Source organism: Novosphingobium decolorationis (assembly GCF_018417475.1).
Classification (GTDB): Bacteria; Pseudomonadota; Alphaproteobacteria; order Sphingomonadales; family Sphingomonadaceae; genus Novosphingobium; species Novosphingobium decolorationis.
In genome coordinates this window covers 1,516,681-1,533,570 of sequence record NZ_CP054856.1, presented here as the reverse complement: position 1 = coordinate 1,533,570, position 16,890 = coordinate 1,516,681, and the positions used below count along the sequence as shown (strand labels likewise).

Sequence of the window (16,890 nt, the reverse complement as noted above, 5' to 3'; positions counted from 1 at the left end):
TGCCCGATTCCTATTGTGAGGTGACGAAACGTGAACGAACTCATTGGTCGCGTCTTCCATTTCGAGAAGTCCATCTTTCCGGCCAGCAGTGAGCTGTTCGGGAAACTCGCCACCCATGGTCAGTCGCCCAAGGCGCTGATGATTTCCTGCGCGGATTCGCGCATCGTGCCCGAGCAGATCATGCAGGCGCAGCCCGGCGACCTGTTCGTGTGCCGCAACGCGGGCAACATCGTGCCCACCTATTCCACCCACAACGGCGGTGTCACCTCGACGGTCGAGTACGCCGTGGTCGCGCTCGGTGTCAGCGACATCATCGTGTGCGGCCACTCGGACTGCGGCGCGATGAAGGCGCTGGCCGATCCCACGGGGCTGGAGGCGATGCCCAACGTCGCAGGCTGGCTCCGGAACGGCGCGGCGGCCGAGCACATCGTCTCGACCTGCCACCCCGAACTGACCGGTTCGGAGCGCGTGCGCGCCATCACGCTTGAAAACATCATCGCGCAGATCGCGCACCTGCGCACCCATCCGTCCGTCGCGGCGGGCATCGCGCGCGGGGAAATCACCCTTCACGGCTGGTTCGTCGACATCCACGCCGGCCAGGTTCTCGGTCTCGATGGTGAGACTGGCGAATTCGTGGCGCTGCGCGAAGATCGCGAACTTCCCGTGGCCCTGCGCGCCAAGGCGCGCATCGCCACCGAACTTGCAGAGGCTGCCGAATAATGAGTACCTCCCCCACCGCGCCGGCGTCCGAAGGGCGCTCCGGCCTTTTCGCGCACTTCGGGCGTGACTTCACCGCCTCGATCGTGGTCTTCCTGGTGGCCATGCCGCTGTGCATGGGCATTGCCATCGCCTCGGGCGTGCCGCCCGAAAAGGGGCTGGTGACGGGCATCATCGGCGGCATCATCGTGGGCCTCTTTGCAGGCTCGCCGCTTCAGGTTTCCGGGCCCGCTGCGGGTCTGGCCGTGATCGTCTTCGAATTCGTGCGCGAGCATGGGCTCGAGGCGCTCGGCCCCGTGCTGCTGCTTGCGGGCGTGCTCCAGCTCGTGGCGGGTTGGGCAAAGCTGGGCGGCCTGTTTCGCGCGATCAGCCCGGCGGTTGTCCACGGCATGCTGGCGGGCATCGGTGCGCTCATCGTGATCGGCCAGTTCCACATCCTCTTCGATGAGAAGCCGCTCTCCAACGGCGTCGAGAACCTCGCCGCGATCCCCGGCCGCGTCTTCGGCCTCGATTTCTCGAGCGTCGCGGCGACCGAGATCGCGTTGGGCCTGGGCGTCCTCACCATTGTCGTGATGGTCGGCTGGGAAAAGCTGCGTCCCAAGTCGATGGCGCTTGTTCCGGGTGCGCTGCTCGGCGTCGTCTCGGCCACCGCAGTCGCCTGGGGCATGGGCCTCGACGTCGCGCGCATCGAGGTGCCCGCCTCGATTGGCTCGGCCTTTGCGCTGCCCACCAGCACCGCCTGGTTTGCCCCGCTTGCAAGCCCTGCGCTCCTTGTCACCGCGCTTGCCATCGCCTTCATCGCCAGCGCCGAGACGCTGCTTTCGGCCGCGGCGGTTGACCGCATGCACGACGGTGTGCGCACCAGGTACGACAAGGAACTGAGCGCGCAAGGTATCGGCAACATGCTGTGCGGCCTTGTCGGCGCGCTGCCGATGACGGGTGTCATCGTGCGTTCCTCGGCGAACGTCCAGGCGGGGGCGAAGACGCGCCTGTCGACGATCTTCCACGGGATCTGGATCCTGGGCTTCATCGCGCTGCTTCCCTGGCTCCTGCGCGAAGTGCCGATGGCCTCGCTCGGCGGTGTTCTGGTGATCACCGGCTGGCGCCTCGTCAGCCTCAAGCACGTCACGCACCTCTACAAGAACCACGGCTATCTGCCTGCGGCGATCTGGGCGGTGACCTTCGTGCTGGTCGTCACCACCGATCTGTTGACCGGCGTTCTCGTTGGCCTCGCGCTCTCGGTCGTCGAACTGCTGCCGCACCTTCGCGACATCCGTCTCAAGGTGCATGAGCATGACGAGGAACACGGCCGCCGCGTCGAGCTGCACGGGGCCGCGACCTTCCTGGGTCTGACCAAGCTCAACACCGTGCTCGAGCGCCAGCCCCACGGCGAGCCGGTTCACCTCGACCTCGAACGCGTGAAGGGCATGGACCACACCACGGCCGAAACGCTGGCCGAGTGGATCGCGCGCCGCCGTCAGGGCGGGCACGAGGACCGCGTTACGGGCGATGCCTCGATCATGGCCGCCATGCGCGCCTGAGGCATCATTACCCTGAGTTTTGCAATGTGAAGCGGCTCTTCGCCCGCGCTGGATCGGTCCGGCCGGGCGGAGAGCCGAATTCGTTTGTGGTCCCAATATTGCGCTATTTGCACGACAAATATGCGTTTGTTGCAACAAGGCAACAATATTAGATCAAAGTGATCACTTGTGAAACGAAGTGATTTGCAAAGGGCCGCGTTAAGCTTATTCCGAGCCTTGCTGTTTCGGAACGGGTCCACCTCGAAGTGAAGGCCCGGCGGGGGAGCCGCAGGATGGAACGTAAAAACCACATGAAAAATGAGGGACGTTCCAGAAATGAAGATTCGTATGCTCGCAGGCGCGGCCTGCCTTGCCCTTTCGTGCTTCGCCGTCGCCAACCCTGCGGCAGCCCAGGACGATTCCGGCCTCACCGTCTCGGGTGAAGCGACCCTGGTGACCGACTATCGCTATCGCGGCGTCTCGATGACCGACCGCGAAATGGCGATCCAGGCGGGTATCCAGGTTACCCATGAAAGCGGCTTCTACGCCGGTACCTGGGGCTCGAACCTTTCGGGCTGGGGCACCTTCGGCGGCTCGAACACCGAGCTCGACCTCTTCGCGGGCTACAGCACGGACCTGGGTAACGGTCTCAATGTCGATGCGGGCCTGACCTGGATCATGTTCCCCGGCGGCCTCGACACCACCGACTTTGCCGAACTCTACGCGACCGTGTCGGGCGACGTGGGCCCTGTGAACATCGGCGTGGGCATCAACTATGCGCCCAAGCAGGAAGCGCTCGGCACCTGGTACTACAGCGGCTTCTCGGACGGCTACGACGATCCGGGCGACAAGGGCGACAACCTCTACCTGCACACCGACCTCAGCGCCGGGATCCCCGACACGCCGCTGACGCTGAACGCGCACTTTGGCTATTCGAACGGCAATGCAGGCCTCGGCCCCTGGGGCACCAGCCTCGCGCCGACCGGCGAGTACATCGACTGGAGCCTGGGAGCGGACTACGCGCTCGGCCCGCTGACGCTCGGCGTCGCCTATGTCGACACCGACATCTCGCGCTCGGAATCGAACTACCTCGGATCGGGCTTCCGTTCGAGCAAGAACGGCTCGGTGATTTCCGGCTCGACCGTGGTCTTCAAGGTTTCGGCCGGCTTCTGATCGCGTTTCCTTCGGGAATGCAGGAGGGCCCCTCGGCGCATATGTGCCGGGGGGCTTTCCTTTTATACGGTGCATGTGCGCATGCGCGGATTGCAGGGAGCCGGGCGCGGGGGCGGTGCGTTGCAAGGGCATCTGGCCCGACAGACGGGCATCCTGAAAAACCCAAGGACCCCACATGCAACGCTTCACCGACAAGACCGTCATTGTCACCGGCGCCTCGAGCGGGATCGGCGCGGCCGCCGCGCGCCGCTTCGCCTCCGAGGGCGCCAACGTCGTTCTCAACGCTCGTTCGCGCGAGGACCTGGAAGCACTCGCGGCCGATCTGGATCCGGCCCGAACGCTGTGTGTCGCAGGCGATATCGCGCAGATCGGGTTTCCGGACGATCTCGTCGCCAGGGCGGTGGCGAAATTCGGAGGCCTTGACGTGCTTTACGCCAACGCCGGCGTCGCGACTTCGGGGGCGTTCGGCGAGGCGAGCGATGAGGACATCGACCGGGTGATCGACATCAACGTCAAAGGTTCGCTGCGCTGTGCGCGGGCGGCCTATGCCGAACTCAAGAAGAGCAAGGGCGCGATCGTCTTCACCTCCAGCGCCTCCGGGATCGGGGGCGACTACAACATGGTCATCTACACCGCCTCGAAGGGCGCAGTGACGCAGATGACGCGCTCGATGGCGCTCGAATGGGGACAGGATGGCATTCGCGTCAACGCGGTGTGCCCCGCGATGACCCGCACCAGGATGGCGGGCGACCTGATGGAAAACCCCGCGATCGAGGAGGCCTTCTACCAGCGCGCGGCGATCAAGCGCTTCGGCGAGCCCGAGGACGTCGCCGATGTCGTCGCGTTCCTGGCCTCGGACGATGCGCGCTTCGTGACGGGGGTGAACCTGCCGGTCGATGGCGGGGTGAGCGCCTCGAACGGCCAGCCCAATTTCCCCGCGCTCTCGTGAGGTCTCAGTAGCCGGTGTAGCGGCCCGGGCGGTGCCAGACGTAAAGGATGCCGCCCGTCGCCGCGACACCCAAGAGCGACCACAGCATGCGGGTGAGGTCGAGGCTGATGAGCGAGAAGGCGAGCACGCAGGCATCGAACAGCATCTGGGAACGGCCCGCGTTCCACCCGCGCGTGCGGTAGAGCCACAGGACGATGGCGCCCGATCCGCCCGAGCCAGCGGCGTGGCGGGCCAGCGCCAGCGCGCCCATGCCGATCACCGTGCCCCCGACAATGGCGGCCACCGGCGTGCTGATCCGGGCGATCTCGAAGACATGGGGGGTGATCCCGGTCAGCGCGAAGACGCCGAAGGTGACGATCAGCGTCTTGACCAGAAACGCGCGGCCCATGGAACGGATGGTAATGGCCAGCATCGGCAGGGTCAGGCCGCCGTAGAGCACGCCAACGGGAAGGCCGGTCAGGTAGCTCAGCGTCAGCGCCATGCCCGCAACGCCGCCCGTGGCAAGTTCCGCCTTCTGCAGGATGACCACGCCCAGCGAGAGCAGGACCGTGCCCACGCACAGCGCATAGACGTCCTCGAACAGGCTGTGCGGCGTGCCATCGGGAATCGCCCCCTGACGCGCCCGGGTCAATTCGGGCCGCTCCATGGTCTCGGCGGGCACAGGGGTATCCGTCACAACGCAATCCTCTTCAAAGCCTTGCGCCTTTCCGGCACCGCGCCGCCGGATCATCCTGCCCCTGTTTTTATGTTGCGCAATTGTAGTTCAAAATACCTCGCTTGTGCAAGGTAATATCTTGGGCCAATTGCATGGGAGGGGCTTAGTAGACCGTGCGGTCAAGGGAAGGCGTTAGCCAAACGACAGGCATCTGAAATGGAAGAGGAAAAGGATGATTCCGAGGGCCATCGCCCTCGGGCTCCCGAAATCGAAGAGGGCAGGCCGTGCCGAGGAATAGGCGCTCTGCCGTCACCCTTGGCTTCCTGTGTTTCGCGGGCGTAGGTGCTATGGCGGCTGGGCGCCCATTCTAGCCATTCAGAGCGGCTAGCGCCCTATCCGAAAGCTGCCGATCAGGCTGCTCCGGCATCCATCAATTTAGTAAGTCGTGGCTGGCCCAGCCTCAAGGCCTCGGCTTCACTATAATGCGGTGATATGCTGCCAATGCACCCGGGAACTATCGCGAAACAGTTCCCGGGAATAGCGAACAAAGTGGCCAGCACTATTTCCCCAATTTGACGGTGACGTCCTTGAGCACACCCTCGAAGGTGAAGGGGCCGGTGTAGTCGTACGTCACCGGAGTGCCGGTATCAGTCCCGATGTCCTGGTTCTCGGACAGCGAGTACTTGAAGGGCGTGGTGCGCGCGACGGGTCCTGTGGCCACTTGCTGGCCATCGACCGAAAGCGTCAGCGTGCCGTTCTTGCCCATCTCGCTGCCGCCCGCATAAGCGAACTGCATCGTCAGTTGATGCTCGCCCGCTGGCACCGGCGTGGTGCTCGCCACCGCATAGCGCTCCACGTCGATGAAGTTGTGCGCCGCCTTGAGCAGGCCGTCCTTGAGGTAGAACGCCCAGCCGCCGGTGTTGCCGCCCTGGGTGAAGATCACGCCGTTCGCGTTGGCATCGATCATCACATTGGCGGTCACGCTGAAGGACTTGTTCTTGAGATCGGGCGCGGAGGCCTCGGGCAGGCCCGCCATGATCCCGTGGTAGGTAAAGGTGGTGCGGCCCGCGGCCAGGTTGGGCTTGCCGGTGGCTTCCGCACTGAAGCGCTCGGCCCCGCGCCAGTCGAGCGGCAGCGCCTTGTTGGCAGACGCCTGCGCCCACCACAGCGCCTTCAGTTCCTCCAGCTTTTCGGGGTACTTGGTGGCGACATCGACCGCCTGGCTGAAGTCGGTCTCCAGGTTGTAGAGTTCCCACTTCGCGGTCATCGGGTCGAATTCACCGCGCTCGGGCTCCCAGGGTTCGAAGGCGAGCGAGGCCGCCCACCAGCCCTCGTGGTACATCGCCCGGTTAGTGACCATCTCGAAGTACTGCATATTGCGGATGGCTTCGGCGCTGGGATCGTTGAGAGTGGGCAGGAAGCTCTTGCCCTGGATCGGGGTCTGCTCGACCCCGTTCACGCTGCGCGGCTGCGCGATGTGCGCCGCCTCCAGGATCGTGGGGGCGACATCGATGACGTGGACGAACTGGTCGCGCACTTGCCCCTTGGCGGCAGTCGCGCGCGGGTACTTCACGATCATCGGGTTGCGCACTCCGCCCAGGTGACTGGCGACCTGTTTGGTCCACTGGAAGGGTGTGTCGACTGCCCAGGCCCAAGCCGCCGGGAAGTGGTTGAAGTGCATCTCGGTGCCGATCTCGTCGATCCGCGCGAGCATGTCGTCTGGCGTCATCAGGTAGGAATTGAAGAACGCGTTCTCGTTGAGCGTGCCGTCAAAACCGCCTTCGGCCGAGGCGCCGTTATCTCCCACAATGTAGATGATCATCGTGTTGTCGGCATCAGGTAGGCTTTCCACGTAGTCGATGACCCGGCCCACTTCCTGATCGACCTGGTATCCGAAGGCCGCAAAGACCTCCATCATCCGCGCGTAGAGCCGCTTCTGGTCGGCATCGAGAGTGTTCCAGGCAGGCAGGCTCTTGGGCCGCGGGGTCAGCTTCGCGTCGGCCGGGATGATCCCCATCTCCTTCTGCCGCTGGAAGGTCATCTCGCGGTAGGCGTCCCAGCCCATGTCGAACTGGCCCTTGAACTTCGCAATGAGTTCGGGCGGCGCCTGGTGCGGAGCGTGGGTGGCCGCGGGCGCAAGGTAGGCCAGCCAGGGCTTGTCGGGCTGCACCGATTCCAGCTGCTGGAGCCAGTTGATAGTCTTGTCGGCAAGGTCGGTGGAGAGGATGTAGTCATCCCGCGTCGGGGTGCCGACCGCGGTCTGGTTCTCGTAGAGATAGGGGCGGATCTGGTTGGTGTCGCCCGCCATGAAACCGTAGAAATAGTCGAAGCCCAGCCCGTTGGGCCAGTGGTTGAAGGGCCCCATCACGCTGGTCTCGTAGATCGGGGTGTTGTGGTTCTTGCCGATCCAGGCGGTGACATACCCGTTCTGGTGCAACGTCTCGGCGAAGGTGGCCGTGTCGGCGGGGATGATCCCGGTATAGCCGTCATAGCCCGTCGCCAGCTCGGTGATGACGCCCGTGCCCGAGACGTTGTGGTTGCGGCCCGTCAGCAGGGCGGCGCGCGTGGGCGAGCACAGCGCGGTGGTGTGAAAGCGATTGTAGGTGACACCGTCCGCCGCAAGCTTTTCCATGGCGGGCGAAGGCACTGCCCCGCCGGTCACGCTGAACTGTCCGAAGCCCACGTCGTCGAGCAGGACGAGGAGCACATTGGGCGCCCCCTCGGGCGCGGTGATCGGTGCGGGAAACTGCGGCGCGTCGGAATTGAGATAGGTCGTTCCGACCGCGCCTGTGAACTTCTTCTCGGCATAGGGCAAGGTCACCTGCCCGTCCTGCGCGGCCAGCGGCTCGGCCGGCTCCTGGGCCTGCGCCGGGATGGACAATCCCATGGTGCTGCAGGATGCCATGAGTATTGTCGAAACCTTTGCCAAGAATTTCATTGTCATCGCCCCATCTAGGCAGGCCAGCGCCTGCGTCTCGCACAGGGAGGCTGTCACGCCTCTAAAGACGATGGCATAGGGGATTACCCTGATAGGTCTCGCGCAGCACCCCTGATCTGGAGAGGGCCGACTTGCGCCCATGCTGGTCGTTCAGGGCCGATTTGTCGTCTCCGGAAGCAGCCAGTCTGGTTGCCTTTTCCGACCTGGAGATCTGCAGTCTCCCATAGCGGATCTCGCTGGTGCGGGTTATGTGTTCGCCATGCCGCCCGCCAACCCGCCAACCCGCCGACACCGCCGCAGAAGCCCTGCAAACTCACGCCCGAGCAGGCATCTTTTATCCGAGAAGCTGCACAACGTATTTTTGGTGCCGATGTAGTCGTTCGAAATTTTGGCACCGATCCCGACGCTCTTCGCATCCATGTCGAAACCAGCCATGAAGGTGGAGTGGTTGCTGACTTTCTCGGTGCTCTTGTAACTCATATCGATCACATGCCGACCGTGTCGCGTACAGAACGCGGAGCCAAAGCCCGGGGTGATGCCAAGATCGCCTATCGACAGGGTGAAGTGCTTTAGGTGACTGCGCGCCCTTATTGGTCGTTTGGGGCCGAATCTACGCGCCAGGAAGCGGACCTTGCTACCGCAGCGCCTTCGGCTAACATTCCAGAATATGGACGCGCATATTTCTCTTGCTGATGTGAGCCAGCTGGTGGTGACGGAAATCGAAACCTTCGTTGTACCGGCCCCGCGTCCTGACCAGCTAGGAGAGGCTCTCCCTGAGACATGGTTTGCGCAGCAATTAGATGAGATGAGAGCGTCTTTGATCGAGCCTTATATCATCGAGATTGATGGTGACGGGCGCTTCCCTGGAAGCATCCCCAAGCCGGTGCCAAGGCGGGTTGCCATTGTCGCTGAGGATGACGATATCTTCCTCGCTTATGATCCTGACCCTGACGGTGATTTCGCTTTGATATTCAAGTCAGCTTCCGGCTTTGGGGTATCGCCCAATCGTGGGCATGCCGTGGATTGCTTCATGTCGCGCTAGGCAAGGCGATTGCCCAAATCGGTGGCATGGAAGGACCGCAAAGGGGCGTGCGCTGAAATTCCGCCATGCGCCCACCCAAGCCGTTTAATGGCAATTTCGCCATTGCTGGAAGCAGACATTCCGCCCGCTTCCAGGAAATCCAGCTTCCGTCAGAACTAGACATTGTCGGCTGACCGTATCCATAGTTGGATTCATGAAGAAACGCTGTCTTCCGCCTATTAGGTTTTAGCCGGCGGTGAGCAACCAGAGGGTTAACTGAGTGTCCAAAATTCGCCAAGTAGTTGATCTTGTCAGCCTAGCCGAGAGCCTTCCTGACCGACTCCAAGAATTGAAGCGGCTTATCTTGCAGCTTCGGGATGCACATTCGATGCGAACCGATCTTCAGATGGCGATCGACTTCATCGGAACCATGGAAGGCTTACGGGACCGTGCGACCACCGCACAAGTCGCGTCGGCAGACGAAAACGCCTTTCTTGGCTTGCTCTACAGTTCGATCTATCTTTACGCCCGCGTGACAAAGACATCATCGAAGCATCGAAAGTATCGATTCAATTTTCTAAAGGAATATGCCGATGATGAAGTCGCAAAACATTTAATGCTTTGCGAGTTGCGTGATAACGCGCTGGCGCACTTCGGGCCAGGCGAGATACATGGTGGAAAAGTGTTCCATTCGGACGGTGTTTTTCTCATGTTAAACCCTGATGGGTCGACCCAGGTCGTAACCTTGAGTAGTCGTGTGGTCATTCAGCCGCGCCTGATTGACACGCTGCGTCAGATGACACAGCGGGCATTGACACTAATCGGTGACCACACTCAGAAACTTAACGCTCAAGTAACTAGCGCTTTAAATCATGAAGCCGGTGAATCGACTGAGCTCTCGCAGCTAGCACAAAATCACTTCACCGATCTAGCTACTTTCGCTGGAAGTGAGGGTGCGGCGCGAGATATCCTCGAAGGGTCGAGAAGCGGCTACCGTAGGGGCTCGGCGAGAAGCTAATTCGATTGCTTTGAGCCTTGGCGCTCTCTGCTCGGCCGAAAGACGAACTGGAAATTTATGAGGACACTGTCACTCGTGTTCACGATAGCGCGCGTTGGATGTAGCTGATTAGCTTGCAGAATGTCGGCATTATCTGATTTTTTATCGAAACCCGACATTCCGCTACCGGCCCGTCTATGGCACTCCGGATACGGCGCTTCGAATACAGCGGCCATCCTTCATGGATTGAGGCGAAAAGGCAGAGCTGCGCTCGACAGTTTGGGGAGCCCGAGGGCGATGGCCCTCGGAAATCCGCTTCTTTCCGCTTTTTCAGCTGCATTCTCGGGCACGGCACGCGAGAGGATGCCGGCAGGGCCTTGGCCTTGCGCGCGGTGAGATTGGATTTTCCTACACCGGTGTGCCTGCGGTATTCTCTCCGTTCGCTCTGCCGTGTTGGGGGCGGGCGGAAAGGAAAGGGATGCGTCTCGGCACAATTCTGCAGCGACCGGACGGCGGGGCGGGCTGGCCCAGGCAGACAGGTGACACAATCTTCCCCTGGACGGTGTCAACTGTGTCAACCTGGGTGTCACCCTTGGGCCCGACCCCGAAGCCTTCGACTTTGGATGAGCCCTGAAAGGCCAGGCTGCGCTCGACAGTTCCGGGAGCCCGAGGGCGATAGCCCTCGGGAATCACTTTTTGTCCGGTCTTCTCGAAGGAAGCGGGCGGGTCAGATCCCGCCGAAGACGGCGGTGCGGCCGAGGGCCTGGAGGCCGGTGGTGAGGGCGCGGGTGCAGGCGGCGAGGTCGTCGGCTTCGGTGGAGCGCACGACGAAGTTGGCGCCGGTGCGTCCTTCGCCCCAGAACGGGTAGGAGCCGATCTGGCAGGTGGGGTGGGCCTTTTCGGTCTCGCGCAGGAGCTCGGCGACTTCGCTTTCGCCGACCCAGCAGCCGATGGTCTCGGAGAGGAGCGGCGCGCCGCCTTCGAGCGTGCCGGTCAGTGCATCGAGCATGCCCGCGGTGATGCTGGGGACGCCGGCCATGATGAAGATGTTTTCCGCGCGGATACCCGGGGCCCCGGTGTAGCGGTTGGGGATGAGGCTCGCGCCTTCGGGCGTGCGGGCCATGCGCAGGCGCGCTTCGGTGAGGCCGCCGCGGGTGGTGTAGTACTCTTCCAGGATCGCGCGCGCTTCGGGGTGGACGATGACGGGCACGCCCAGCGCCTGCGAGATGGCATCGACGGTGATGTCGTCATGCGTGGGGCCGATGCCGCCAGTGGTGAAGAGGTAGTCGTTGCGCGCGCGCAGGGTGTTGACGGCCTCGACGATGGCGTCGGTCTCGTCCGCGACGACGCGCACCTCCTTCAGGCGGATGCCCTGGATCTGCAGCCAGGAGGCGACTTGCGCGATGTTCTTGTCGTGCGTGCGTCCCGAGAGGATTTCATCGCCGATGACGACGAGGGCGGCCGTGTAGATTCGCGAAGGAGTAGGCATGTCCCTTCGCTAGGCCAAATGCGCGCACGGGGCCAGACCCCGCAGCCTCAAGGGGCTGATTCCCGATGTGAAAAGCGGCTCTGATCGCAGGGCAAAAAAAAGGCCGGCCCGAAGGCCAGCCTATGGAAGTTTTTTGGGAGAGGATGCCTGAAAGGCGCATTCTGTATGCGCCGGGACGGGCTTCGCTGCAAATGCGAAAAAAGCTGGCAACATTGCATTTTGCGCAATCGAATGGTGCATGAAATGCGTCTTTCCTCGATATTAACCTGCTAACATGCTGGAAATGCGCCATTATCGCGTATCGCGCAGATACGAAAAAGGACCCCGCGCCGGGCGCGGAGTCCTACCAAGTTCGACTATAGTATTACGCCTGGGCGATGGCGCCGAACAGATCGTGCTCGTCGGCGTCCTCGATGTGCACTGCAACGATGTCGCCCGGAGCGAGATTCGGGTCGACGTCGCGCAGGTACACGGCGCCGTCGATCTCGGGGGCGTCGGCCTGCGAGCGGCCGGTTGCGCCGACATCGCCGTCCTCGTCGGGCGCGCCCACCTCGTCGATGATGACGGGGAGCACGCGGCCGATCTTGGCCTGGAGCTTGGCGGCGCTGATCGCGGCGGTCTTCTCCATGATGCGCGCGTAACGCTCTTCCTTGACCTCTTCGGGCACGGCGCCCGGCAGGTCGTTCGCGGCCGCGCCTTCGACGGGTTCGAAGCGGAACGCGCCGACGCGGTCAAGCTGGGCCTCCTCGAGCCAGTCGAGCAGGTACTCGAAATCGGCCTCGGTCTCGCCGGGGAAGCCGACCACGAAGCTGGAACGGATCGCGATGTCGGGGCAGATCTCGCGCCAGGAGCGCAGGCGGTCGAGGACCTTGGCCTCGTTCGCCGGGCGCTTCATCGACTTGAGGACGGACGGTGCGGCGTGCTGGAAGGGAATGTCGAGGTAGGGCGTGATCAGCCCCTCGGCCATCAGGGGGATGACCTGGTCGACGTGCGGGTAGGGGTAGACGTAGTGCAGGCGCACCCAGGGGCGCTGGCCGCTAGCGTCGGTCAGCTGGCCCAGTTCGCGCGCGAGGTCGGTCATGTGGGTGCGGACCGCGTGGTCCTTCCAGGTGCGCTCCTCGTGGCGCACATCGACACCATAGGCCGAGGTGTCCTGGCTGATGACGAGCAGTTCGCGCGTGCCAGCCTGGACCAGCTTCTCCGCCTCGCGCAGCACCGCATCGATCCGCCGGCTGGCGAGCTTGCCGCGCAGCGAAGGGATGATGCAGAACGAGCAGGCGTGGTTGCAGCCCTCGGAAATCTTGAGATAGCCGTAGTGGCGGGGGGTCAACTTGATGCCGCCGTCCGCGCTGTCGGGGGTGAATTCGCCGCCGCGCGCCTGCGGGATGAGGTCGACGTAAGGCGAAAGCTCCGGCGGGGCTGCGTCGTGCACGGCGCCCACCACGTCCTCGTACTGATGTGCGCCGGTAATGGCGAGCACGTCGGGGAAGCGCGCACGGATAGCGTCGGCCTCGTTGCCCATGCAGCCGGTGACGATCACGCGGCCGTTCTCGGCCATCGCTTCGCCGATCGCGGCAAGGCTTTCCTCCTTGGCGGAATCGAGAAAGCCGCAGGTGTTGACGAGGACGACGTCGGCACCCGCATAGTCGGGGCTCATCGTGTAGCCGTCGGCACGCAGGCGCGTGAGGATACGCTCGGAATCGACGAGCGCCTTGGGGCAGCCGAGGCTGACCATGCCGACCTTGGGCGGAGAGGGAATTTCAATAGCCATGGGATGGGGCGCCCGATACGCGCTTTGCGGCGCGGAGTCACGCAAAACGAACGCTTGGTCGCGACCTGTGGAGTTCACGAGGACCAAGGCCTTGTTTCTCAAGGCTCAGGCTGCAAGGACAGGGCAATTCCGAAGAACGAGGAAAGAGATGGGTCCTGTAAACTGGCTGGCGGTGGTGCTGGCGACGATCGTGGCGATGGTCATCGGCCTGCTGTGGAATGGGCTTCCGCTGCAGGAACGCCGCTTCCAGCCGCGTCCGGCGCGCCGCGTGGGGGCCTATGTCGGGGTCACGCTCGCCTGTTTCCTGGCCGCGGCCATGTTCGGCCATTCCTTCGCCCGGATCGGTGCGGCGACGCTGCAGGCCAAGCCCTGGCTCTACTTCATGCAGACCGGCGGCATCGCGCTGGCCTTCGTGATCCCGGCGGTGTGGATCACCAATTCGCGCAACCGCACCCAGGCGCCCCAGTTCCTGGCCGACTGCCTGTTCTGGCCGGTGATCTACCTGGCCATGGCGGTGGTGTTCTGGCTGCTGGGCTGAGGCTGACTGCGCTCATCAGGGTGTCGGATCGTCCTCTTCCCAGCCCGTGGACGTGATCTCGACGACGATATCGCCCGGCTCCAGCGTGTGCGCCTCGTCCTGCCAGAAGCCGATGGCCCTGGTGCCGCGATAGATGCGAAGGCCCTTGCCGGTGGTGATCTCGGCAAGGGGGCGGCCGATCTCGTCCCTGGCGACGGGGCGCTCGACAAGCTGGACCCGGCCGGTCACCGAGGCGAGGTCGGAGAGGTATTCCGAGATGTGCTTGCCCTCGGCGGAACCGGCCAGCAGGAGCCCTGTGAAACGCACCGGGTTGATGACGTTGTCCGCGCCTGCCTGGCGGGCGAGCAGTTCGTTGTCGTCCGCGCGCACGACGGCGGTAATCGGGACCTTGGGGGCCATGTGGCGGGCGGTCAGGATGATGAGGATGGTGGTGTCGTCGCGCCCGGCCGAGACAAGGACCGTGCGGGCGCGGTTGATGCGCACCGCGTTCAGGGTCTCGTCGCGGGTGGCGTCGCCCTCCAGCACGTTGCACCCGGCCTGTTCGGCCAGCGCGAGGCGTGCCGGGGAGGGGTCGATGACGACGATGCACGAGGGATCGGTGTCGCGGGCGATCAGCTCGGCCACCGCTTCGGAGCCGCTGACGCCGTAACCGAGCACGACGATATGGTCCTCGAGGCGTTCCTGGATGCGCTTCATGCGCCACTTCTCCCAGCTGCGCTTGATGATGAAATTGTAGGCCGTGCCGACGAAGATGTAGATGACGGCCAGACGGATCGGGGTGACGATGATGGCTTCGACCAGCCGCGACTTGTCGCTGACCGGCGCAATGTCGCCAAACCCGGTCGTGGTGATCGAGATCATCGTGAAATAGACGACGTCGAGGAAGCTGACTTCGCCATCGAAGCTGTCGCGCAGGCCATCGCGGTCGAGCCAGTGGACCAGCACGACGATCGAGATGAGCGCGAGCGCCGCCCCGATGCGCAGCGCCACGTCCGCCCAGACCGGCACGGCGAGCGCGCGGCGTAGCGGCTTGAACATGGCGGGAAGGGGACGTCGCCGGGGGCGCTGTGATTTCAGCATGGGGCCAAGGCTTAGGGAGCCTTGGGCAATTCGTCCACCGGGTTCACCGGCGCGCCGTCGTGGCGGATCTCGAAGTGGAGCTCGTTGCCCTTGGCCTCGCCCGTATCGCCGACCAGCCCGATGCGCTCACCCTTGGCGACGTTGGTGCCGTTCTTGACGGTGATGCGGCTGAGGAAGGCGTAGGCGGTGAACCAGTCACCGCCATGGTCGATGACGACGAGGTTGCCGAACTGTTCCTTCTCCAGCCCGGCAAAACGCACCGTTCCCGCTGCGGCGGCGCGCACCATCGTGCCGCGTGCGGCCTTGATGTCGAGACCGTCGTGGTAGTCGGACCCGAGCTTGAAGCCCCTGTTGATGGGGCCCTTTACCGGCCAGAGGAAGCGGGTGCTCGGTGCCGGGGCTGCGGGCTTGGGCGCCGTAGTTGCCGTCGCGGCCGCTGGGGTTGCCCTGGTCGCGACAAGCGAGGGGATGACGAGTTCCTGCCCGGGACGCACAGAGGCGTCCGGTTCGATTCCGCTGGCCACGGCAATGGCGTCCCAGGGCACGCCGTATTCGAGCGCGATGGAAAAGCCGCTGTCGCCCTTGGCCACGGTATGGCGGCGGGTGCGCGGGATGGCGAGGCGCTGGCCGACCTTGAGCACGTAGGGCGGTTCGAGCCCGTTGGCCTCGGCAATGAGCACGCGCGCGACGCCGGTACGCTGGGCAACGCCGCCCAGCGTCTCGCCGCTCTTGACCAGGTAGGTCTCGCCCTTGAATTCGGGGGCGGGCTGCGAGGTCGGGGCGGGGGCGGACGGTGCCTTGGGAGCCTGCGTGCCCGGAATGGTGAGCGTCTGCCCGATGCGCACCCCATAAGGCTCGGCAAGGCCGTTGGCCCGGGCGAGCTCGGCCGGGGAGACGCCGGTGCGGTTGGCGATGCCGTTCAGGGTCTCACCCGAGGTGACGGTGTAGGTGCGCGCCTCCCGAGCCGGTGCGGCCTTGGGGGCAGCGGCTCTGGTCGTGGCGGCGCTGCGCGGGATCGTCAGGCTCTGGCCGAGGCGCACGACATAGGGCGGCTCAAGCCCGTTGGCGCGCGCGAGCGCGTCGGGTGAGACCCCTGCGCGGTTGGCGATGCCGTTCAGCGTCTCGCCGGGGGCGACAACGTGCGTGCTTTCCTGGGACGCGGGGGCGGCAAGAGCGCATGTGGGCAGGGCCAGCGCGAGGGCCACCGCTCCGGTAAGGCGCTTCATGCTTCGAATCGCTGGGCAAGCGCGGCGAGCGAGGCCTCGTGCGTCAGGTCGAGCTGGAGCGGGGTGACCGAGACGAAACCTTCCGAGGTGGCTTCAAGGTCGGTGTTGGCGCCGATCGTGTGCTCGATGCCCTGGAGGCCGAACCAGAAATAGGGAAAACCGCGCGGGTCGACCGATTCGACAAGCGTGCCACGTTCGTAATCGTGGAAGCCCTGGCGCACGACGCGCACGCCCTTCACGTCCTTGCCCGGCAGCGCGGGGAAGTTGACGTTGAGGAGGGTGCGCGGGGCGAACTCGGCCTCCACCAGCGGCTTCAGCACCTTGGCACCCCATTCCTCGGCCGCCGAGAAGCTGACGTCGTGGCCGGAATCGTTACGCGTGATGAGCTGGCTCATCGCAATGGCGGGAATGCCTGCCAGCGCGCCTTCCATCGCCGCCGAAACGGTGCCCGAATAGGTGATGTCATCGCCCAGGTTCGCGCCGCGGTTGACGCCCGAGAGGATGAGGTCGGGCTTGCCGGGCAGCACCTTGCGCAGCGCCATCGTCACCGAATCGGTGGGCGTGCCCGTCACCGAGAAGCGGCGCGGGGCATGTTCGCGCAGCCGCACTGGCCGGTTGAGCGTGAGCGAATGCCCCGCCCCCGACTGCTCCTCGCTCGGCGCGCAGATCCAGATGTCGTCCGAAAGCTGGGCGGCGATCTTCTCCAGCACGTAGAGTCCGGGGGCGTTGATGCCATCGTCGTTGGTGAGGAGGATACGCATGGAAATCTCGCAAGGGCAGTCGTTGACAGGTCGGGTGGGAAAAGGACGGGGCCCG

15 protein-coding genes are annotated in these 16,890 nt (G+C 64.1%); 7 read left to right on the top strand and 8 right to left on the bottom strand.

The genetic code is table 11. The annotated features are described in order from the left end of the window. The first annotated feature begins 30 nt into the window (after window positions 1-30). The 4 genes from HT578_RS06940 to budC all read left to right on the top strand — a co-directional run bounded on the left by HT578_RS06940 (window position 31) and on the right by budC (window position 4,359). Window positions 31-720 carry a carbonic anhydrase gene (locus HT578_RS06940; RefSeq protein ID WP_039391316.1) on the top strand — a complete coding sequence of 230 codons (690 nt, stop codon included), beginning with the start codon at window positions 31-33 and terminating at the stop codon, window positions 718-720. After that, window positions 720-2,258 carry a SulP family inorganic anion transporter gene (locus tag HT578_RS06935; protein ID WP_213503013.1) on the top strand — a complete coding sequence of 513 codons (1,539 nt, stop codon included), beginning with the start codon at window positions 720-722 and terminating at the stop codon, window positions 2,256-2,258. Before HT578_RS06940 ends, HT578_RS06935 begins: the two co-directional genes overlap by 1 nt. Window positions 2,259-2,573: 315 nt before the next feature. Next, complete coding sequence (locus HT578_RS06930) at window positions 2,574-3,410, top strand: TorF family putative porin (RefSeq protein WP_039391319.1); 837 nt, start codon at window positions 2,574-2,576, stop codon at window positions 3,408-3,410. A 175-nt stretch (window positions 3,411-3,585) separates the two neighbouring features. Then, the gene (gene budC, locus HT578_RS06925; protein WP_213503011.1) at window positions 3,586-4,359 is read left to right on the top strand and encodes a meso-2,3-butanediol dehydrogenase; all 774 of its coding nucleotides are present in this window, start codon (window positions 3,586-3,588) and stop codon (window positions 4,357-4,359) included. A gap of 4 nt (window positions 4,360-4,363) precedes the next feature. Here budC and HT578_RS06920 read toward each other — a convergent pair whose 3' ends face one another. The 3 genes from HT578_RS06920 to HT578_RS06910 all read right to left on the bottom strand — a co-directional run bounded on the left by HT578_RS06920 (window position 4,364) and on the right by HT578_RS06910 (window position 8,432). Beyond that, a complete protein-coding gene (locus HT578_RS06920; protein WP_213503003.1) occupies window positions 4,364-5,035 on the bottom strand; it encodes a YitT family protein in 672 nt (223 codons plus the stop codon). Between the two features lie 538 nt (window positions 5,036-5,573). Next, window positions 5,574-7,919, bottom strand: a complete 2,346-nt coding sequence (locus HT578_RS06915; RefSeq protein WP_039391321.1) for an arylsulfatase — start codon at window positions 7,917-7,919, stop codon at window positions 5,574-5,576. A gap of 279 nt (window positions 7,920-8,198) precedes the next feature. Beyond that, window positions 8,199-8,432, bottom strand: a complete 234-nt coding sequence (locus tag HT578_RS06910) for a hypothetical protein (RefSeq protein ID WP_213503001.1) — start codon at window positions 8,430-8,432, stop codon at window positions 8,199-8,201. Between the two features lie 187 nt (window positions 8,433-8,619). Here HT578_RS06910 and HT578_RS06905 point away from each other — a divergent pair, with 187 nt between their 5' ends. Both HT578_RS06905 and HT578_RS06900 read left to right on the top strand, forming a co-directional pair. Continuing rightward, window positions 8,620-8,994, top strand: coding sequence for a hypothetical protein (locus HT578_RS06905; RefSeq protein WP_213502999.1), 375 nt, complete (start codon window positions 8,620-8,622; stop codon window positions 8,992-8,994). A gap of 367 nt (window positions 8,995-9,361) precedes the next feature. Continuing rightward, window positions 9,362-9,991, top strand: coding sequence for a hypothetical protein (locus HT578_RS06900; protein ID WP_213502997.1), 630 nt, complete (start codon window positions 9,362-9,364; stop codon window positions 9,989-9,991). 706 nt (window positions 9,992-10,697) lie between these two features. On the opposite strand, the gene HT578_RS06895 is transcribed toward HT578_RS06900, so the two are convergent. Beyond that, the gene (locus HT578_RS06895; RefSeq protein ID WP_213502990.1) at window positions 10,698-11,459 is read right to left on the bottom strand and encodes a competence/damage-inducible protein A; all 762 of its coding nucleotides are present in this window, start codon (window positions 11,457-11,459) and stop codon (window positions 10,698-10,700) included. A 364-nt stretch (window positions 11,460-11,823) separates the two neighbouring features. Continuing rightward, window positions 11,824-13,230, bottom strand: a complete 1,407-nt coding sequence (gene rimO / locus HT578_RS06890; RefSeq protein ID WP_213502988.1) for a 30S ribosomal protein S12 methylthiotransferase RimO — start codon at window positions 13,228-13,230, stop codon at window positions 11,824-11,826. Window positions 13,231-13,378: 148 nt separating this feature from the next. Between rimO and HT578_RS06885 the strand changes: the two genes are divergently transcribed. Continuing rightward, window positions 13,379-13,768: a DUF1761 domain-containing protein gene (locus HT578_RS06885; RefSeq protein ID WP_039391325.1), complete on the top strand. Its 390-nt coding sequence runs from the start codon at window positions 13,379-13,381 to the stop codon at window positions 13,766-13,768. A 15-nt stretch (window positions 13,769-13,783) separates the two neighbouring features. Here HT578_RS06885 and HT578_RS06880 read toward each other — a convergent pair whose 3' ends face one another. From HT578_RS06880 to surE, 3 genes are read right to left on the bottom strand one after another with little or no spacing between them, the layout of a single operon-like run. Then, complete coding sequence (locus HT578_RS06880; RefSeq protein ID WP_213502986.1) at window positions 13,784-14,848, bottom strand: potassium channel family protein; 1,065 nt, start codon at window positions 14,846-14,848, stop codon at window positions 13,784-13,786. A gap of 11 nt (window positions 14,849-14,859) precedes the next feature. Continuing rightward, window positions 14,860-16,074 carry a LysM peptidoglycan-binding domain-containing M23 family metallopeptidase gene (locus tag HT578_RS06875; protein WP_213502977.1) on the bottom strand — a complete coding sequence of 405 codons (1,215 nt, stop codon included), beginning with the start codon at window positions 16,072-16,074 and terminating at the stop codon, window positions 14,860-14,862. Next, on the bottom strand, window positions 16,071-16,835 hold the full coding sequence (gene surE / locus HT578_RS06870) for a 5'/3'-nucleotidase SurE (RefSeq protein WP_039391328.1): 765 nt from the start codon (window positions 16,833-16,835) through the stop codon (window positions 16,071-16,073). The genes HT578_RS06875 and surE overlap by 4 nt, the downstream gene beginning before the upstream one ends. Window positions 16,836-16,890: the final 55 nt, after the last annotated feature.

Coding starts and splice junctions, on each gene's coding strand:
- surE (WP_039391328.1), bottom strand. CDS start 16,835: ATGCGTATCCTCCTCACCAACGACGATGGCATCAACGCCCCCGGACTC.
- rimO (WP_213502988.1), bottom strand. CDS start 13,230: ATGGCTATTGAAATTCCCTCTCCGCCCAAGGTCGGCATGGTCAGCCTC.
- HT578_RS06915 (WP_039391321.1), bottom strand. CDS start 7,919: ATGGCATCCTGCAGCACCATGGGATTGTCCATCCCGGCGCAGGCCCAG.
- HT578_RS06885 (WP_039391325.1), top strand. CDS start 13,379: ATGGGTCCTGTAAACTGGCTGGCGGTGGTGCTGGCGACGATCGTGGCG.
- HT578_RS06905 (WP_213502999.1), top strand. CDS start 8,620: ATGGACGCGCATATTTCTCTTGCTGATGTGAGCCAGCTGGTGGTGACG.
- HT578_RS06935 (WP_213503013.1), top strand. CDS start 720: ATGAGTACCTCCCCCACCGCGCCGGCGTCCGAAGGGCGCTCCGGCCTT.
- HT578_RS06930 (WP_039391319.1), top strand. CDS start 2,574: ATGAAGATTCGTATGCTCGCAGGCGCGGCCTGCCTTGCCCTTTCGTGC.
- budC (WP_213503011.1), top strand. CDS start 3,586: ATGCAACGCTTCACCGACAAGACCGTCATTGTCACCGGCGCCTCGAGC.
- HT578_RS06895 (WP_213502990.1), bottom strand. CDS start 11,459: ATGCCTACTCCTTCGCGAATCTACACGGCCGCCCTCGTCGTCATCGGC.
- HT578_RS06910 (WP_213503001.1), bottom strand. CDS start 8,432: ATGAGTTACAAGAGCACCGAGAAAGTCAGCAACCACTCCACCTTCATG.
- HT578_RS06900 (WP_213502997.1), top strand. CDS start 9,362: ATGCGAACCGATCTTCAGATGGCGATCGACTTCATCGGAACCATGGAA.
- HT578_RS06875 (WP_213502977.1), bottom strand. CDS start 16,074: ATGAAGCGCCTTACCGGAGCGGTGGCCCTCGCGCTGGCCCTGCCCACA.
- HT578_RS06880 (WP_213502986.1), bottom strand. CDS start 14,848: ATGCTGAAATCACAGCGCCCCCGGCGACGTCCCCTTCCCGCCATGTTC.